Annotated in this window: 19 protein-coding genes and 1 pseudogene; 8 read left to right on the top strand and 12 right to left on the bottom strand. The window is 64.9% G+C overall.

Annotated features, from left to right (window positions below; genetic code table 11):
* Window positions 1-104: 104 nt before the first annotated feature.
* The 5 genes and pseudogenes from ABIB00_RS07360 to ABIB00_RS07380 form a co-directional block, all read right to left on the bottom strand.
* Window positions 105-401 carry a hypothetical protein gene (locus tag ABIB00_RS07360; protein WP_354103891.1) on the bottom strand — a complete coding sequence of 99 codons (297 nt, stop codon included), beginning with the start codon at window positions 399-401 and terminating at the stop codon, window positions 105-107.
* 104 nt (window positions 402-505) lie between these two features.
* The gene (locus tag ABIB00_RS07365; protein WP_354103892.1) at window positions 506-1,060 is read right to left on the bottom strand and encodes an inner membrane-spanning protein YciB; all 555 of its coding nucleotides are present in this window, start codon (window positions 1,058-1,060) and stop codon (window positions 506-508) included.
* Between the two features lie 12 nt (window positions 1,061-1,072).
* Window positions 1,073-1,644 (bottom strand): annotated as a pseudogene (locus ABIB00_RS07370) (hypothetical protein).
* A 77-nt stretch (window positions 1,645-1,721) separates the two neighbouring features.
* A complete protein-coding gene (locus tag ABIB00_RS07375; protein ID WP_354103893.1) occupies window positions 1,722-1,985 on the bottom strand; it encodes a hypothetical protein in 264 nt (87 codons plus the stop codon).
* A gap of 40 nt (window positions 1,986-2,025) precedes the next feature.
* Window positions 2,026-3,423, bottom strand: a complete 1,398-nt coding sequence (locus tag ABIB00_RS07380) for a carotenoid oxygenase family protein (protein ID WP_354103894.1) — start codon at window positions 3,421-3,423, stop codon at window positions 2,026-2,028.
* Window positions 3,424-3,529: 106 nt separating this feature from the next.
* Here ABIB00_RS07380 and ABIB00_RS07385 point away from each other — a divergent pair, with 106 nt between their 5' ends.
* Entirely contained in the window at window positions 3,530-4,264 is a 735-nt protein-coding gene (locus ABIB00_RS07385; RefSeq protein WP_354103895.1) for a TetR/AcrR family transcriptional regulator, read from the top strand.
* Window positions 4,265-4,293: 29 nt separating this feature from the next.
* Here the strand turns inward: ABIB00_RS07385 and ABIB00_RS07390 are convergent, their stop codons facing one another.
* Window positions 4,294-4,899: a hypothetical protein gene (locus tag ABIB00_RS07390; RefSeq protein ID WP_354103896.1), complete on the bottom strand. Its 606-nt coding sequence runs from the start codon at window positions 4,897-4,899 to the stop codon at window positions 4,294-4,296.
* 164 nt (window positions 4,900-5,063) lie between these two features.
* Here ABIB00_RS07390 and ABIB00_RS07395 point away from each other — a divergent pair, with 164 nt between their 5' ends.
* The gene (locus ABIB00_RS07395) at window positions 5,064-5,624 is read left to right on the top strand and encodes an SET domain-containing protein (RefSeq protein WP_354104194.1); all 561 of its coding nucleotides are present in this window, start codon (window positions 5,064-5,066) and stop codon (window positions 5,622-5,624) included.
* Window positions 5,625-5,786: 162 nt separating this feature from the next.
* Here ABIB00_RS07395 and ABIB00_RS07400 read toward each other — a convergent pair whose 3' ends face one another.
* On the bottom strand, window positions 5,787-6,185 hold the full coding sequence (locus ABIB00_RS07400) for a hypothetical protein (protein ID WP_247351908.1): 399 nt from the start codon (window positions 6,183-6,185) through the stop codon (window positions 5,787-5,789).
* A gap of 37 nt (window positions 6,186-6,222) precedes the next feature.
* Window positions 6,223-6,453 (bottom strand): hypothetical protein, encoded by a 231-nt coding sequence (locus tag ABIB00_RS07405; RefSeq protein ID WP_354046215.1) that lies wholly within the window; start codon window positions 6,451-6,453, stop codon window positions 6,223-6,225.
* A 101-nt stretch (window positions 6,454-6,554) separates the two neighbouring features.
* Between ABIB00_RS07405 and ABIB00_RS07410 the strand changes: the two genes are divergently transcribed.
* Window positions 6,555-7,376, top strand: coding sequence for a helix-turn-helix domain-containing protein (locus ABIB00_RS07410; RefSeq protein ID WP_354103897.1), 822 nt, complete (start codon window positions 6,555-6,557; stop codon window positions 7,374-7,376).
* Window positions 7,377-7,460: 84 nt separating this feature from the next.
* Window positions 7,461-8,126, top strand: a complete 666-nt coding sequence (locus ABIB00_RS07415; protein ID WP_354103898.1) for a DsbA family oxidoreductase — start codon at window positions 7,461-7,463, stop codon at window positions 8,124-8,126.
* Between the two features lie 7 nt (window positions 8,127-8,133).
* On the opposite strand, the gene ABIB00_RS07420 is transcribed toward ABIB00_RS07415, so the two are convergent.
* A complete protein-coding gene (locus ABIB00_RS07420; RefSeq protein WP_354103899.1) occupies window positions 8,134-9,303 on the bottom strand; it encodes a GNAT family N-acetyltransferase in 1,170 nt (389 codons plus the stop codon).
* A 171-nt stretch (window positions 9,304-9,474) separates the two neighbouring features.
* Here ABIB00_RS07420 and ABIB00_RS07425 point away from each other — a divergent pair, with 171 nt between their 5' ends.
* On the top strand, window positions 9,475-9,903 hold the full coding sequence (locus ABIB00_RS07425; protein WP_354103900.1) for a YeeE/YedE family protein: 429 nt from the start codon (window positions 9,475-9,477) through the stop codon (window positions 9,901-9,903).
* 5 nt (window positions 9,904-9,908) lie between these two features.
* Window positions 9,909-10,376, top strand: coding sequence for a DUF6691 family protein (locus ABIB00_RS07430; RefSeq protein WP_354046224.1), 468 nt, complete (start codon window positions 9,909-9,911; stop codon window positions 10,374-10,376).
* 72 nt (window positions 10,377-10,448) lie between these two features.
* Here the strand turns inward: ABIB00_RS07430 and ABIB00_RS07435 are convergent, their stop codons facing one another.
* Together ABIB00_RS07435 and ABIB00_RS07440 are read right to left on the bottom strand one after the other, a co-directional pair.
* The gene (locus ABIB00_RS07435) at window positions 10,449-10,778 is read right to left on the bottom strand and encodes a hypothetical protein (RefSeq protein ID WP_247444436.1); all 330 of its coding nucleotides are present in this window, start codon (window positions 10,776-10,778) and stop codon (window positions 10,449-10,451) included.
* A gap of 114 nt (window positions 10,779-10,892) precedes the next feature.
* Window positions 10,893-11,297, bottom strand: a complete 405-nt coding sequence (locus ABIB00_RS07440) for a hypothetical protein (protein WP_247444437.1) — start codon at window positions 11,295-11,297, stop codon at window positions 10,893-10,895.
* Window positions 11,298-11,459: 162 nt separating this feature from the next.
* Here ABIB00_RS07440 and ABIB00_RS07445 point away from each other — a divergent pair, with 162 nt between their 5' ends.
* Window positions 11,460-11,693: a hypothetical protein gene (locus tag ABIB00_RS07445; RefSeq protein ID WP_247351890.1), complete on the top strand. Its 234-nt coding sequence runs from the start codon at window positions 11,460-11,462 to the stop codon at window positions 11,691-11,693.
* Entirely contained in the window at window positions 11,694-13,742 is a 2,049-nt protein-coding gene (locus ABIB00_RS07450; protein WP_354103901.1) for a pyrroloquinoline quinone-dependent dehydrogenase, read from the top strand.
* 46 nt (window positions 13,743-13,788) lie between these two features.
* Here ABIB00_RS07450 and ABIB00_RS07455 read toward each other — a convergent pair whose 3' ends face one another.
* The gene (locus ABIB00_RS07455) at window positions 13,789-14,031 is read right to left on the bottom strand and encodes a PilZ domain-containing protein (RefSeq protein WP_354103902.1); all 243 of its coding nucleotides are present in this window, start codon (window positions 14,029-14,031) and stop codon (window positions 13,789-13,791) included.
* Window position 14,032: the final 1 nt, after the last annotated feature.

Below are 14,032 nucleotides of genomic sequence, written 5' to 3' on the forward strand. Positions count from 1 at the left end.
GTGCCGGCGACATAGCCTGCCGGCACCATAGCGAGCGCGCTTGCCTGCCACGCCGGTTCGGCATCATCCGCGCGCGCCGAGTGCGCGCACGGTTGCCGCGCGGCTTACACGCGCGTGCCGGTGAACGGGAAGCTGCCCATCGGGCCGATGCCCATCTCCCCGCTCATGCTGTCGCCGGAGACGGTTCCGATGAATTCGAGCGTCAATGGCATCGGATTGGTGATCGAGACCTTCCAGTTGACGGCATCTCCGCTGACGGCGCCGTCGAAAATCTCGGCGGTATTGCCTTCCGCACCCTGCGTGCCGTTAAGCGTGCCGCCAGCGGCCGTGAGGCTCAGCGTCGCCTTGCGCTCGCCCATGGGCGTCGTCATGGTCAGAGTCCAGTTGCCGTCCACGGCCATTCGGGTCTCCCAAAATTCCGGCGGACCGCGACGATCCGCGGGCCAGTCCCGGGCCGAGCGTATAGCGCAACTCGCAGCAGCTGCCTACGCTCCGTTGGAGGCATTCAGGCGCGGGCGGCCGCGCGTCGTCGGCTGGTGACGATGAGGCGAAGCACGACATATTGCACGGCAAAGGCGAGGATCTTGGCGCCGCCTGCGACCACCGTGATGTAGAACACCCACAGCTTCAGATCGCCTGTGGAGGCGACCGCGATCATGCCGGCACCGATCACGAACATCAGCCCCGCCCAGGCATAGCCCGCCGCCGTCACATATTCCGGGACGGTCTCGACGACGATCGCCGGCATGTAGCGCAGCATCCAGCCGCGCTTGAGCATGATGAGGCCGATCGCGAAATGCGCGATCGAGGGCTTCGCCAGCATGAAGCGGGGATCGTTGGTCAGCAGCGTGACCGTGCCCAGCACCACGACGAGCGCGACGCTCGCATAGGTCATGTAGTTGAGCTGCTGTCCCTTGACGCGGGCGTAGATCACCTGCGCGATTGCTCCGGCAATCGCAGCCGACGTTGCCAGGACGATGTTGTCGGTGATGAGGTAGATGACCAGGAAGACGATGGCGGAGAGAAAGTCGGAAGCGAGGCGGGCGAATACGTCCTTCATCGTCGATCCTGTTCAGCGTGTGTGGGGCATTGCGCTGGATGGCGTACCGTACTTGATCGATACTCCGGATACCACTTTGTGAAATAGATCGCGCTGTTGCGGGCCGCGAAGGCGACCGCAAGGCTCGACCACAGCGGCAGGCCGGGGACATAGAGCAGCACGAGATTGGCAGCCGCCATCAAAAGCGCGGCCGCGGTCCATGCACCGGTGATGACGTAATTGGCATAGAGAAAGCCGGGCATCGCCGCTGTCTCGGCCGGCACGGCCTCGAGCGCGTATTGCAGCGTGAAGGGACGGCGGAGCAGCATCGAGCCGAGCGAGATGACGAAGATGCCGATGTCGACCGACAGCTTGACACCGAGCGTGCCGAGCGCCGGGTCGAACAGCGCGAGGTGGAGGCCGATCGCGGCAAACAGCAGCGCCGAGCCCATGGCCAGGATCTTCACGGAGCGGCCGCGCACGACATCGATCGCGACGGTGCCGAGACAGATTGCCGCGGCCACGAACACGCTGATCGTGGCCGATGTCGTCAGCATCAGGAAGGTGTAGGCGCCGTAGGGCGCGAGGATCAGGAAAATCGCCATGGTCCGCCTCGGTCAGGCCAAATCTTTACGATGTAAAGATCAGTAGTTCAGGGACGAAGCAGGGTCAAGCGATATCTTTACAGTGTCAAAATTACGTAAGCGACTTCCAAAAACTGAATTGTTGCAACGGCTTGCTCGGTGATTTCGTCAGCGAATTCCGCCCAGGGCAGGCGCGACAGGACGGGTAGCGCGCAGGCGATCGAGAGGCCGAGGGCGAGCAAGATACCGCCGTTGAAGATGGTTTGGCCGCTCCGCCTCGGCCGGATCATCTGGAGTGAGAGCGCGGCGCAGATCAGGACGAGGACGACGAGACAGTCCGCAGTGATCGAGGGCATGTGCATCAGAGACCTCTACGGTGATATCCGCGATGACGAGGGATAGCTACTGCGCGCCGACCCAATTGCCGTGAAAGCCATCGGGCACGCGGTGGCCGAGCTGCACCAGTGCGACGGGGCCGGCCTCGACATCGGTGGCATTGAACGCGGCGAGGTCGCTGCGGTTCTCTCGCGCACGCCAGACGACTGCGAGCAGCCAGCCGTCGCCTTCCGCTGCATCCGTCGATCGCTCGACGAACACCGGTTCGGAAATGGTGTCGCCGGCCGGCAGCAGATAATGGCCGAGGCGCTTTCCATTGCCGTCGACATGGACGATGCCGGACAGCGCGCCGAACATCGGCAGCCGCGGATTGGCGCAGGCGTACCAGCCGTGACGGTTCATCAGTCCGGCGCGGCGGTCGTCGATGCGCGGGAATTCGCCGGTGAGATCGTCGAGATAGGTCTGCTGGAAGCGGTCGGTATTCCCCGAGAGATCGAAGGTCCAGCGGCAATGACGTGCAAACGATTTCTTGGGATCGGTGGGTGTTCCGTCGGGATGGGTAAATAGCGGTGCTTCCTCGAATTGCATGACGTCGGCGATGATGCGGTCGCCGTCCTCCCACGCATTCATGACGTGGAAGACGTAGCAGGCTTCAGCGCGAAACCAGACGATGTCCTTCGCGCTGCCCTTGCGCTTGACCACGCCGACATAGGCGCCCTTGTCCGGCTCCCAGGCATAGGGCGGCCGCCCGCTCATCGCACGCTCCATGCTGCCGGTGACGGGCAGGATCGGAAACAACACATGGTTCGCGGTGACGATGAAGTCGTGCACCATGCTGGCATAAGGCGCTTCGAACCGTTCGAAGCGCGTCGCCTTGCCGGACGCGTCGATCGACCCGTAGGAGAGGGCAGGCGTCAGCGGTCCCGCGGCGTTGTAGCCGAAGAACACCAACTCGCCGGTGACGGGATCGACCTTGGGATGGGCTGTAAAACTGCCGGCGACGCGGCCCTGATAATTGTGATAGCCGCGCGTCGCGAGCGTGCCCGGCTCGATCTCGGTCGGCAGGTGCGCTTCTTCCAGCGCCAGCAGCTTGCCGGCATGGAAGATGATGTTGGTATTCGCGACGCCGCCGTCGGTGAGGTTCGCTGGCGCATCCGGCAGCTTGCGGCCGAAGCCGCCGAACAATGCGCGGCCGGCATCGTGCTCGGCCAGCCATTTCGGCGTGCGGACCCAGCGGTTGCGATAGCTGGCGCGGCCGTGATCGAGGTGAAAGGCGTGCAGCATGCCGTCGCCGACGAACCAGTGCGCGCCGGGCGCGTCGAACTGGGGATTGGGGCCGTTGCGATAGAGCGTGCCGTTCAACTCGCGCGGCAATTCGCCGATGATCGTGAGGAACGGTGCGTCGGCCTCGAATGGAATCGGCGCGAGGTTGTGGCGGCGTTCGGCAACGGCGTCCTGCTGCACGGTCTATCCCTCCGTATCTTTACATCGTAAAGATGAAATAGTTCCGATCGTCGGGGCCGTCAAGTGAAATCTTTACACTGTCAATATTGCGTCTTATAGCTTGCTGATGGGCAAGAGCGATACCAGGACCGAATCCCCGCGGCGCGCGCGCACGTCGCGAAAGACATCGTCGGCAGCGACACCGCCGCGTTCCGCGCGACGGCCGGCGAGCGTCAAGACCGAGGCGCCCTATCACCACGGCGCGCTGCGCGAGGCGCTGCTCCGGGCCGCCGAACGGGTGCTGGAGCGCGAGGGGCTCGCCGGCCTGACATTGCGCGCGGTGGCGCGCGAGGCGGGCGTCTCGCATGCCGCGCCCACCCATCATTTCGGCGACCTCACGGGACTTCTCAGTGAGCTCGCGGCGGTCGGCTTCCGCCAGTTCAATGCGGCGATGGCGTCATCCTGTGACGCCGCTACCACGCCGCTCGCGCGCGCGCTGGCGCGGCCCAAAGCCTATGTCGCCTATGCCCAGGCTCATCCCGGCATGTACGGCATCATGTTCCGCACCGAGCGCCTCGACTATTCCAGGCCGTCGCTGCACGAGGCGGCCGAAGCTTCTTTCGCCGGGCTCGCCAATGCCGTCGGCATGATGCGGCAGGAGCAGATCAGCGGCGATGCGCTGACGCTCAATCAGGGCGCCGCGATCGCGCGCGCCTGGTCGATGGTGCACGGCTTCACCACGCTGCTGCTCGACGGACGGCTTTCGGACATTCTGGGACGGCTGCCCGAGGGGACGACGGCCGAACGCCTGCTCGAGGCGATGCTGATGGCACCCATAACCGGGAAGCCGTCGGGTCCCTGATCAATTGGGACATGATGCCAGGCGAACGCCTAGCGCATCGTCGCCAGCTCCACGGCGCGGCCGCGGGCGCCGATGATCTTCACCTCGTCCTTGCCGCAGCGAAAACTGCGGGCAAAGTCATCTGCGGCCTTGCGGGCGAGCTCATTGCTGTTCGGGTTAGCGATCGCGTCGACATAGGCGACGTGGCAGACCGGTCCCGGCGGCAGCCGGGTCACGACGAGCATGGCCTTGGTGTTCGGCCGCCCCTGCTTGTCGGGGTCGGTGCCATCGGCGATGTGCCAGCGCTGAATGATCGCAAACGGTTTTGCGGCCGCTGCGCGCCACTCGACGGTGGTTTCGGACGAGTTGAACGGGCCGAACCAGACTTTTGCCGCCGGTTCCTCGGCCGCCGCCTTGCGATTGCGGCCGACGGAAACGATTTCGCGAAGATCGTCCTCGGCAATCAGGACCACGAGACCATCCTTGCCCTTGCAGACCCGCGTGGTGCTGCCGTCGAACTCGCCGGGCTTGCCGATTTGACGGCAATCCTTCGGCGCCGTCGAGGTGTAGGCGCTGCCCATGGATTGGGCTACGGCGCAGTCGAGACCGGTGCACAACAGCAACACGGCCATGCCTGCGGTGGTGATGCGGTTCATGACAACGCCTTTGATCGAGCGGGAACTCCGTACCATCAGACGTCTTGATTGTGGGCAAGGTTCAAACAGCGTCGACAGACACCTGACAGCGGCGCGGAATCGTTCTAGAAGGGCGGCTTCGCTTGAGGCATCGGGCCTCGTTCGCGGTCCTCTTTCTCCTGATCATGACAGCCATCTCCTCGCAAAAATCCTATCGTGTCGGCCGCTCGAAAACCGGGCTCGGCCTCTTCGCCACTCAGCCGATCAAGAAGGGCACCCGGATCATCCGTTATTACGGACCGATCCTGGACTCGCGGATTCCCGAGCAGGACGACATCGAGAACAAATACCTGTTCGAGCTCAACGGCCGCTGGACCATCGACGGCTCGGTGCGCAAGAACCTCGCGCGCTACATCAACCATTCGTGCCGGCCCAACGCCGAATCCGACGTCCGGCCGCGCGACCGCAAGGTCTTCATCCGCGCCATCAAGAACATCGAGCCGGGCGACGAGATCAACTATGACTACGGCACCGACTATTTCAAAGCCTATCTGAAGCCGATCGGCTGCAAATGCGCCTCATGCGAGAAGAAGCGCAAGAAGCTTCGCGCGGAAGCGCGGGTCGAGCGCGCCAAGGTGAAGGCGCGCGCGGAACGTAAAGCGCAGAAGGCGGGGGCGAAGGCCCCCAAAAAGAAGAAGCTCAACGGCCACGCGGTTGGCAAGAAGAACGGCCGCGCGCGGGCGTAGCCTGCACTTGCGCAGCTGCCTCCCGCCGTCCTGGATGCCCTGGCTTGACCGAGGCATCCTGGACGCCGCGGCTTATCCGCATACGTCCACTGTCTCTGGAATACTGTCTCTGGAAGAATGCGTCGCCCGGTTAAACCGGGCGACGACTGGCAGCGATAAGCCTTACGCCGCCACCACGCTGCCGCTCTTGCGCAATCCCACATACTGCAGCTCGGCAAACACGCCGGTCGCAATCGCCTGCGCCACGACCATGAGCTCGCCGGCAAGGTTCGGCGATACCGCGCCTGAGAACAGCAACGCGATGCTGCCGACCGTCCAGGCCGCGTTGCCGACCACGACCAGCAGCACGAGCGGCTTCGCCACAGAGGCGCGCGAGGCAAGCCAGCCGACGAGCGCGGCATAGGCGATCAGGAACAGGCCGGTCTCGCGCAGCAGCGCTTCGGGCAGGTTGAACAGCGACGCGAACGCGCCGGCGCCGAAAGTGAGACCGAGAGCGGAGACGCCGCTGAAGATTGCGTCGGCAAGAAGCGCGCGGCGGAGGAAGCTGGATGCGTCGATCATCGTGGTCTCCATGGTTGGGTTGGGCTCGAGGTGAAACTCAGTGCAATCCGCGCCACCAGGCGCGGAGCAGGCGGGCGAGACGGAACGGGCAGAGCGTCCTGCCGACGCTGTGCTCGAAGGCTGTGACCTGCGCGACGACATAGTCGCCGGTCGAATGCACCAGCGGCTCGGGCATGTTGAGGCTGCGCGCCAGCATCCGGGTTGCGAACGCCATGGCCCAGGGAACAAGGTGGTCTGCGACGGTCCGGTAGAGCAGCAATGCGATCATGGTCGTCTCCTGTTGCGACCGAAGATGCGCCGGCCCGTGGCCCAATTCGATTACCTCCGGCGTAATGGAAGAGCCGAAATCCGCGTGCTAGGTTTTCGACCATGAACGCACATGCATCCACGGCACAGGCCGAACGCAGCCAGCCCGTCCATATCGGCGACCATTTGCGCGAATGGCGGCAGCGCCGTCGCATGAGCCAGCTCGATCTCGCAGGCGAGGCCGATATCTCGGCGCGGCATTTGAGTTTCGTCGAGACCGGCCGCGCCGCACCCTCGCGTGACATGGTGCTGAGGCTCGCCGAACGTCTCGACGTGCCCTTGCGCGAACGCAACGTGCTGCTGGTCGCGGCCGGCTATGCCCCGGCCTTTCCGCAGCGCCCGCTGGAGGATCCCGCCTTGAAATCAGCCCGCCAGGCGATCGACCTCGTCCTCAAAGCGCATGAACCCAACCCGGCGCTGGCTTATGACAGGCACTGGAATCTGGTCTCCGCCAACCGCATGCTGGCGCCGCTGCTCGCCGGCATCCCGGAGCGGCTGCTAGGCCGGCCCTTGAACGTGCTGCGGCTCGCCTTGCATCCCGAGGCGCTGGCGCCGCGCACGGTCAACCTCGCGGAATGGTGCGGGCATCTTTTGGAGCGGCTGCACCGGCAATGCGAGGCAACCGCCGATCCCGAGCTGATCAGGCTCCACAACGACCTGAAGAGCTATCCGATCCCGGCGCGCGCGGCGCCGCTGTCGAGCGACAATGTCGCGATCCCCTTCAAGCTGCGCCATGATGGAGACATACTAAGTTTCTTCTCCACCACCATGGTGTTCGGCACGCCCGTCGACATCACGCTGTCGGAGCTGGCGCTGGAGACGTTCTTTCCGGCCGACGAGCGCACAGCCGAACGGCTGAAGCAGATGGCGGCAGCCATGACCTAGCACCCATGACCTAGCACCCTTGCCTCGGGGCGGGTTCGGCTTATCTTGGGGCGAACCCGCGAAGTGCCCGAAGGAGGCCCTGATATGAGCACGCTAAAGCCGCTCCAGATCGACGTCGTCTCCGACGTGGTGTGCCCCTGGTGCTATATCGGCAAGCACCGGATCGAGAGCGCGCTGGCGCTGGTGCCCGACGTTCCGGTCAAGCTGCAATTCCGCCCCTTCTTTCTCAATCCCTGGGTGCCGCGCGAAGGCATCAGCCGCGAGGCCTATCTCACCCAGAAGTTCGGCTCGGTCGAGGCTTATAAGGGCATTGCCGGCCGTGTGGTCGCGGCCGCAAGCGAAGAGGGCCTCACTTACAAGCCAGAGCTTGTCGCGCGTCAGCCCAACACGACCGACTGCCACCGCCTGATCCTCTGGGCCGAGACGATCGGCAAGGCACCCGAGATGAAGCAGCGCCTGATGGAGCTGTACTTCCGCGACGGCGGCGACCTCACCGATGTGAGCGTGCTGGTGCAGGCGGCTGCCGATGTCGGCCTCGACGCCGACGACGTGCGCAAGCGTCTTGCCACCGACGAGGACGTCGCGCGCGTTTCGGCGGACGCACAGGAAGCCGCCGAGAAGGGCATCTCCGGCGTGCCGACCTATGTGTTTGCGCAGAAATACGCCGTCTCCGGCGCACAGGATCCCAACATGCTCGCGCGTGCCATCCGTGAGGTCTCGGCGGAGATCAACGCCCAGGCGGCGGACTAGCTTTCTCTTATTTGCGGAGCAGGCGGACCGCGCGTCGCGCGGTCTCGTGCGCGACGTTGAGGCCGATCAGCGCTCCATGAACAAGCGCCACGATCGGATCGTTCCGCCGCAGCGGGATCAGCACATCGCCGATTGCGAAGCGCCCGCGCCAGATCGGGTTGATCATGGGGTGGTCAGCGCTCGCCGTCGAATCCGCGCTGGCGATGGCGGGATCGGCGCAGAGGTGGCGGGTGAGCTCGAGAGTGAGCTGCACGCCTGGCGAATACTTTGCAAAGCGTTCGTCGATGCCGAGCTTGAAGAAGAAGGCGCGGTCCTGATGACGCAGCACGATGCCGGCGGCCACCGGAATCGTACCGGCGCGCAAGGTTACAATCTCGCACTGCGCGGTCTCTGCCAGCGCCGCTACGGCGCGGCGGATGAAGGTCGCATCGCCCGCATGCTGGATCAGCGCGGTGCCGCGCTTGCCTTTCCAGCCGCTGGCCTCGAGCTGCAGGAACGTTTCGAGCGCAGGTCCGATCTCGTCGGGCCGCCGTGCGACGTCGAACGCGACGGCGCCATGCTCTTCGAGACGATGGCGCTGGCGGCGCAGCTCCTTGAGCTTCCTGGCGCAGAGCGCCTCGCGCAACAGCGTCTCGCCATCCTGCGTCGCATCGAGGCTGGCGCGGATGTAGGAGCTGAGGATTTTCGGCTGCAGGCCGTCGCGATGCAGGACCTGATTGAGGGTGGTCATCGCCGCCCCGTCGAGCGCGACGTCGTTCAGCACGAGCGCATGCGCTCCGGCTTCGCGCGCCCGCTGCAACAGACGCGTGGCGGCTTCCATCGGAGCGTCGCGGTCGATCAGCGGGCTGCACAGCGTCCCATAGGGATGCGCGCTCACCAGCGCAGGCAGGGGGATATTCCACGCGCGCCAGAGCGAGGTCACCGGCATCAGCCCGATCAGCCGGGCCGAGGCTCCGTCGAAAGCGGGAAGCGCCGAGGCATCCGTGCGGCCGCGCGCGGATGCGCTCACGGCGAGCTCCCAGCCCGGCAAATAATATCCATTCGGTTCGATCGCGCGCTGCGCGAGCGCGCGCCATTGGCCGGGTTCGATCGCCGTAAGAGGGACGCGCGCGCGCGATGCCGCGGCATGCTTTGCCGATGCCGGATTGGTCGCAGCCTGGTGCGCGATATCGACCACGTCCCGTCGTCCCCGTTCAGGAGGCCATGTTTAGCGCAAAGATTGGAAAATACAGTTGGGACGCCGCTTCAATTCGAGTGGTAATATTAACGTCTCATTGAGCATGAGGGCGCTCGGCGGCCGGACGCCCCGATGGATACGCCGGAATTGCTCTCGACCCGGAGGATCATCATGGTTGCCACACCTTTCACGCCGATTGCGTCGCTCCTTGGTGGCGCATTGATCGGTCTCGCCGCCGTGCTCCTGATGTGGACGGCGGGTCGGATCGCCGGAGTCAGCGGTATCGTGGCGCGGCTGTTTCCGCCTTACGAGGATCGGCAGTTCGCCGGCCGGCTCGCCTTCCTCGCTGGCCTCGTCATCGCGCCCATCCTGGTGCGCCTAGTCACGGGAAGCCTGCCGACGCAAACGATCGCGGCGGCAACGCCGCTTCTAATTGTCGCCGGATTGCTCACCGGCTTCGGCGCGGTGTGGGGCAGCGGCTGCACGTCCGGCCATGGCGTCTGCGGCCTGTCGCGGCTATCGGTGCGCTCGCTGGTCGCGACCATCACCTTCATGGCGACCGGCGTGGCGACGGTTTTCGCGATGCGGCACTGGAGCTGATCGCGATGGCCATTCTCGTTCAATTCGCAATCGGCCTGATCTTCGGCCTCGGCCTCATCGTCTCCGGCATGTCGAACCCGGCAAAGGTGCTGAACTTTCTGGACGTCGGCGGGATCCCGAGAGGGACCTGGGATGCGAGCCTCGCTTTCGTGATGGCCGGCGCGGTCGCGGTGACCTTCGTCGGCTTCAGCCGCGTCTTGAAGCTCGCGCGGCCTGTCTTCGCCGACCGCTTCTACATTCCGACGCGAAGAGACATCGACCCCAAGATTATCGCCGGTCCCGCCATCTTCGGAATCGGCTGGGGCCTTGTTGGCTTTTGTCCAGGGCCGGCTTTGACCGCGCTTGGATTCGGTTCGGTCTCCGCGTTCATCTTCGTCGTTGCGATGTGCGCCGGCATGGTGCTCGCCCGCTTCATCGCGCAGCTCACGTCGTCAACGCGCATCGTCGCGCCGACCGATCCGCTCGAAACCTGAGCTCGAAACTTGACATGGAACAGGACCGGGCGAGTTGTCTCGTCCGGTCCTGCCCCATTTCAATCTTATTGACTACCAGCGGTCCCCGCCGACACCGACGCCCACGCTGACGCCGGGTGTGCGAATGCCGACGCCGCCGCGCGGACCATCGTCCCAGTCGCGATGGCTGCGGCGCTCGTAATAGCGCTCGCGCGGCATGGTGTTATAGGAATCGCGCACGATCACGCGCTCACCGCCACGGCTGCGGTAGCAATTGCCGGAATCGTCGCAGACGAGCCGGACCTGCTGAACGAGATCGGGACTGGTGTATTCGCTGGTCGTATAGATGTCGGCGGCCTTCGCGCCGCTCGCTGTGGCCAGGGCCCCGACGCCGGCCAGCAGTGCAATCGTGAATGTCCTCATCGTGTCCTCCTCAGAAACTGCCCTCGGCGGTAACAAGAAGGGGAGGCGGTGATCGTTCCCGGCCGTCATGCTGGTTTTTCCCGGAACCGGATCGCGTGTCGGCGTGATTTGTTCCTAGATCGGCTGGTAGCTTTCCGACCCGCAAATGTCGTCCGCTTCGGCGCGCCGGCGATCGACCACTTTTCCGCCGGTGATGGTCACGATGTAGGTCTGGGCGCCGAGCGCCGAGCCGGTCGCGGAGGTCAGCTGGGCGCGGACGCAGGCTGTCCAGCCCGGTCCCCTCACCTCACGATGGGGCGTGGCGACATGCACCTCGCGGGGATTGGACGTGCTGAGGAAAACGAATTCGATCTGCTCGCGCACGACGCGCTTGACGTCGGGGGGCGATTCGGGCGGCGCCTGCTCGGCTTCTTTGATGCGCATGAACTCCGGCACCGGTGCGCGGCTATCGGCAAAGCCGCACGCACCGAGCGCGAGCACGCCGGCCAGCAGCGCTGCTTGAGCAATAATCCGCAACATCCGTGAAGGTCCCCTGCGGGCCAACAGATAGGCACGAATGCGATCCGACGAAGTCCCGGCCGATCAAGATTTCCTGAAGGCAAGATTCCTGAGGGCCTGGAACCCGTCGTATTTGCTATTCCGGGATTGCAGGCTAGTTTGTACCCAGACGATGGGGAGCCAATGAGGATTTTGGTCATAGCGGCCGCGGTGCTGGCGCTGACGGTTGTCTCGGCGCAAGCGCAGATGGGCGGCGGCAGACGCCAGCCTAACGAGGGCGGGCAGAAGGCGGACAACAAGCCGAAGGTCGACGAGAAGGCCTACAAGGCCGCGCTCGAACGCATTCCCGAGTCCAAGGAGAAGTATGATCCGTGGAGCGGGGCGCGTCCGCCTGAACCTGCCAAGAAGCCGAAATAGATGAGGCGGGCGTTGGCGACCCGCCCCTGCTATTTGGCCGCTCTCATCACGCTCCTCCTGTTTTCGTCGCGGCCAGGCATCGCCTGGGAGAGCTGGGGTGGCGATCCCGGCGGCTCGCGCTTCTCGCCATTGCGAGAGATCACGCCCGACAATGTCGGCAACCTGGTTCGGGCCTTCGAATTCCACACGGGCGATCTCGCGGCGCGGCCGCCCGGGGTGATGCGGCGAACCAAATTCCAGGCGACGCCGCTGTTCGTCGAGGACAGCCTGGTCTTCTGCTCGCCTTTCAACGAGGTGATTGCGCTCGATCCCGGCACGGGCGCGCAGAAATGGCGCTACGATCCGAAGATCGCGATCAACCAGCGTCCCGCCAATCGCTACGTATGCCGCGGCGTCACCTACTGGATCGACGATGAGGCGCCTGTAGATGCCACATGTCGATCGCGCATCTTCATGGGCACGAACGATGTCCGCTTGATCGCGCTCGATGCGAAGACGGGAATCCCCTGCGCCGGCTTCGGCAACAACGGTGAGGTCAGGCCCGATATCGGCACGAAGCTGGAATGGCCGGGCGAATTCCAGATCACCTCGCCGCCGGCGGTCGGCCGCGGTGTCGTCGTGATCGGATCCGCGATCGGCGACAACCGCCGCGTCGACGCGCCGAGTGGAATCGTGCGCGCGTTCGACGCGCGCACCGGTCAAATGCGGTGGACATTCGAGCCGCTGAAGCGCGACGGTATCGAAGCCGGTCACGCCAATGTCTGGGCGCCGATGTCGGTCGACGCCGCGCGCGGGTTGGTGTTCCTGCCGACATCCTCTCCATCGCCGGATTTTTGGGGCGGCAAGCGGCCGGGCAACAACGAGCATGCCAATTCGGTGGTCGCGCTGCGCATCGAGACCGGCGAGCTCGTATGGGCATTCCAGACCGTGCACCACGACGTCTGGGATTACGATCTGCCGGCGCAGCCGACGCTCACGCGCATCGACACTGGAGAAGGTCAGCGCGATGTCGTGATCCAGCCGACAAAGCAGGGCTTTGTCTTCGTGCTCGATCGCGATACCGGCAAGCCGGTGTGGCCGGTCGAGGAGCGCAGCGTTCCGCAGGGGGCCGCGGAAGGTGAACGGCTGTCGCCCACGCAGCCATTCCCGACACATGTGCCGGCGCTGACGTCGCAGACGATCTCGGCAGATGATGCGCTCTCGTTCTTGCCCGGCTTGCGCCGGTCTTCTTGCGAACGCCAGTTCGCGGAAGCGCGTAACGAAGGGCTGTTCACACCGCCTTCAACGCAAGGCACGCTGGAATACCCCTTCACCGGCGGCGGCGTGAACTGGGGCAGTGCGGCCTTCGATCCCGTCAACCAGATCCTCTATGCCAACACCAGTCGCGCCGTTCATCTGCTCAAGCTGATTCCGCGCGCGGAGGCTGCCGGATTCAATCCGCCGCCCGGCCATGATTTTGGCCAGCAGAATGGCGCGCCGTTTGCGATGTCGCGGGCGATGGTGACATCGCCGCTCGGTTTTCTTTGTAACAAGCCGCCCTGGGGCGAGATGGTCGCGGTCGATCTGAAGGCTGGCAAGATCCTCTGGCGTTCGACCGTCGGCACAACCGAGGATCTGGCGCCGCTCGGCGTGCCGCTCCCCTGGGGCGCTCCGCTCCTCAACGGGCTCGCGGTTACCGCAGGCGGGCTCGTCTTCACCGGCGCGATGGACGCCTATTTGCGCGCCTTCGATGCGCGAAGCGGAAGCGAACTGTGGCAAGGCCGGCTGCCGGTGCCCGGCGTCGCCAATCCCATGACCTATCTCTGGAAGGGCGAGCAGTATGTCGCCATCGGCGCCGGCGGCCACTCCGAAGCAGGCACCTCGATCGGCGACAGCGTCGTTTCCTTTCGCCTGGCTCGGCCGGGCGAGGGGCCGTCGCTATGGTCGCGTACCATCGATCGTCCCGGTGGACGATTTTTTGCGGCATCGTCGGCGGTCGCGCTCGCGATCGTCGCGCTCGTGGTCGCAAGCCTGCGCTGGCGGCGCCGGCGTCGTATCGCGCGAACATGACCCAGCATCGCGCGCGCGATGCGAACGTTCATTCACATCATATGCACTACTGTACGAAAGCGAGGCCGATGCGCCTGTCGCTGCGCCAGACGGTGCGGCAATTCCGCACGAAATTGTCGCGCGCGATCGCGAGCGTGAACGATTGCGGTAATGTGACGGCGGCGTCGAGGTCGATCGCGGCGCCGTTCGCCGACATGTTTCGCACCGTGCACGCGATGCCGTTGTTTTCAAAGGTGATCGTTCCCCCCTTGAAAACACGGTAGCGCTGCGCTGCACGTTTCTCGATCATC

The sequence above is a fragment of the Bradyrhizobium sp. LB14.3 genome (assembly GCF_040547985.1).
Classification (GTDB): domain Bacteria; phylum Pseudomonadota; class Alphaproteobacteria; order Rhizobiales; family Xanthobacteraceae; genus Bradyrhizobium.

Excerpts from the sequence above, each read along its gene's own strand:
- ABIB00_RS07360 (WP_354103891.1), bottom strand. The coding sequence starts at position 401 with ATGGCCGTGGACGGCAACTGGACTCTGACCATGACGACGCCCATGGGC.
- ABIB00_RS07365 (WP_354103892.1), bottom strand. The coding sequence starts at position 1,060 with ATGAAGGACGTATTCGCCCGCCTCGCTTCCGACTTTCTCTCCGCCATC.
- ABIB00_RS07375 (WP_354103893.1), bottom strand. The coding sequence starts at position 1,985 with ATGCACATGCCCTCGATCACTGCGGACTGTCTCGTCGTCCTCGTCCTG.
- ABIB00_RS07385 (WP_354103895.1), top strand. The coding sequence starts at position 3,530 with ATGGGCAAGAGCGATACCAGGACCGAATCCCCGCGGCGCGCGCGCACG.
- ABIB00_RS07390 (WP_354103896.1), bottom strand. The coding sequence starts at position 4,899 with ATGAACCGCATCACCACCGCAGGCATGGCCGTGTTGCTGTTGTGCACC.
- ABIB00_RS07395 (WP_354104194.1), top strand. The coding sequence starts at position 5,064 with ATGACAGCCATCTCCTCGCAAAAATCCTATCGTGTCGGCCGCTCGAAA.
- ABIB00_RS07400 (WP_247351908.1), bottom strand. The coding sequence starts at position 6,185 with ATGATCGACGCATCCAGCTTCCTCCGCCGCGCGCTTCTTGCCGACGCA.
- ABIB00_RS07405 (WP_354046215.1), bottom strand. The coding sequence starts at position 6,453 with ATGATCGCATTGCTGCTCTACCGGACCGTCGCAGACCACCTTGTTCCC.
- ABIB00_RS07410 (WP_354103897.1), top strand. The coding sequence starts at position 6,555 with ATGAACGCACATGCATCCACGGCACAGGCCGAACGCAGCCAGCCCGTC.
- ABIB00_RS07415 (WP_354103898.1), top strand. The coding sequence starts at position 7,461 with ATGAGCACGCTAAAGCCGCTCCAGATCGACGTCGTCTCCGACGTGGTG.
- ABIB00_RS07425 (WP_354103900.1), top strand. The coding sequence starts at position 9,475 with ATGGTTGCCACACCTTTCACGCCGATTGCGTCGCTCCTTGGTGGCGCA.
- ABIB00_RS07430 (WP_354046224.1), top strand. The coding sequence starts at position 9,909 with ATGGCCATTCTCGTTCAATTCGCAATCGGCCTGATCTTCGGCCTCGGC.
- ABIB00_RS07435 (WP_247444436.1), bottom strand. The coding sequence starts at position 10,778 with ATGAGGACATTCACGATTGCACTGCTGGCCGGCGTCGGGGCCCTGGCC.
- ABIB00_RS07440 (WP_247444437.1), bottom strand. The coding sequence starts at position 11,297 with ATGTTGCGGATTATTGCTCAAGCAGCGCTGCTGGCCGGCGTGCTCGCG.
- ABIB00_RS07445 (WP_247351890.1), top strand. The coding sequence starts at position 11,460 with ATGAGGATTTTGGTCATAGCGGCCGCGGTGCTGGCGCTGACGGTTGTC.
- ABIB00_RS07450 (WP_354103901.1), top strand. The coding sequence starts at position 11,694 with ATGAGGCGGGCGTTGGCGACCCGCCCCTGCTATTTGGCCGCTCTCATC.
- ABIB00_RS07455 (WP_354103902.1), bottom strand. The coding sequence starts at position 14,031 with ATGATCGAGAAACGTGCAGCGCAGCGCTACCGTGTTTTCAAGGGGGGA.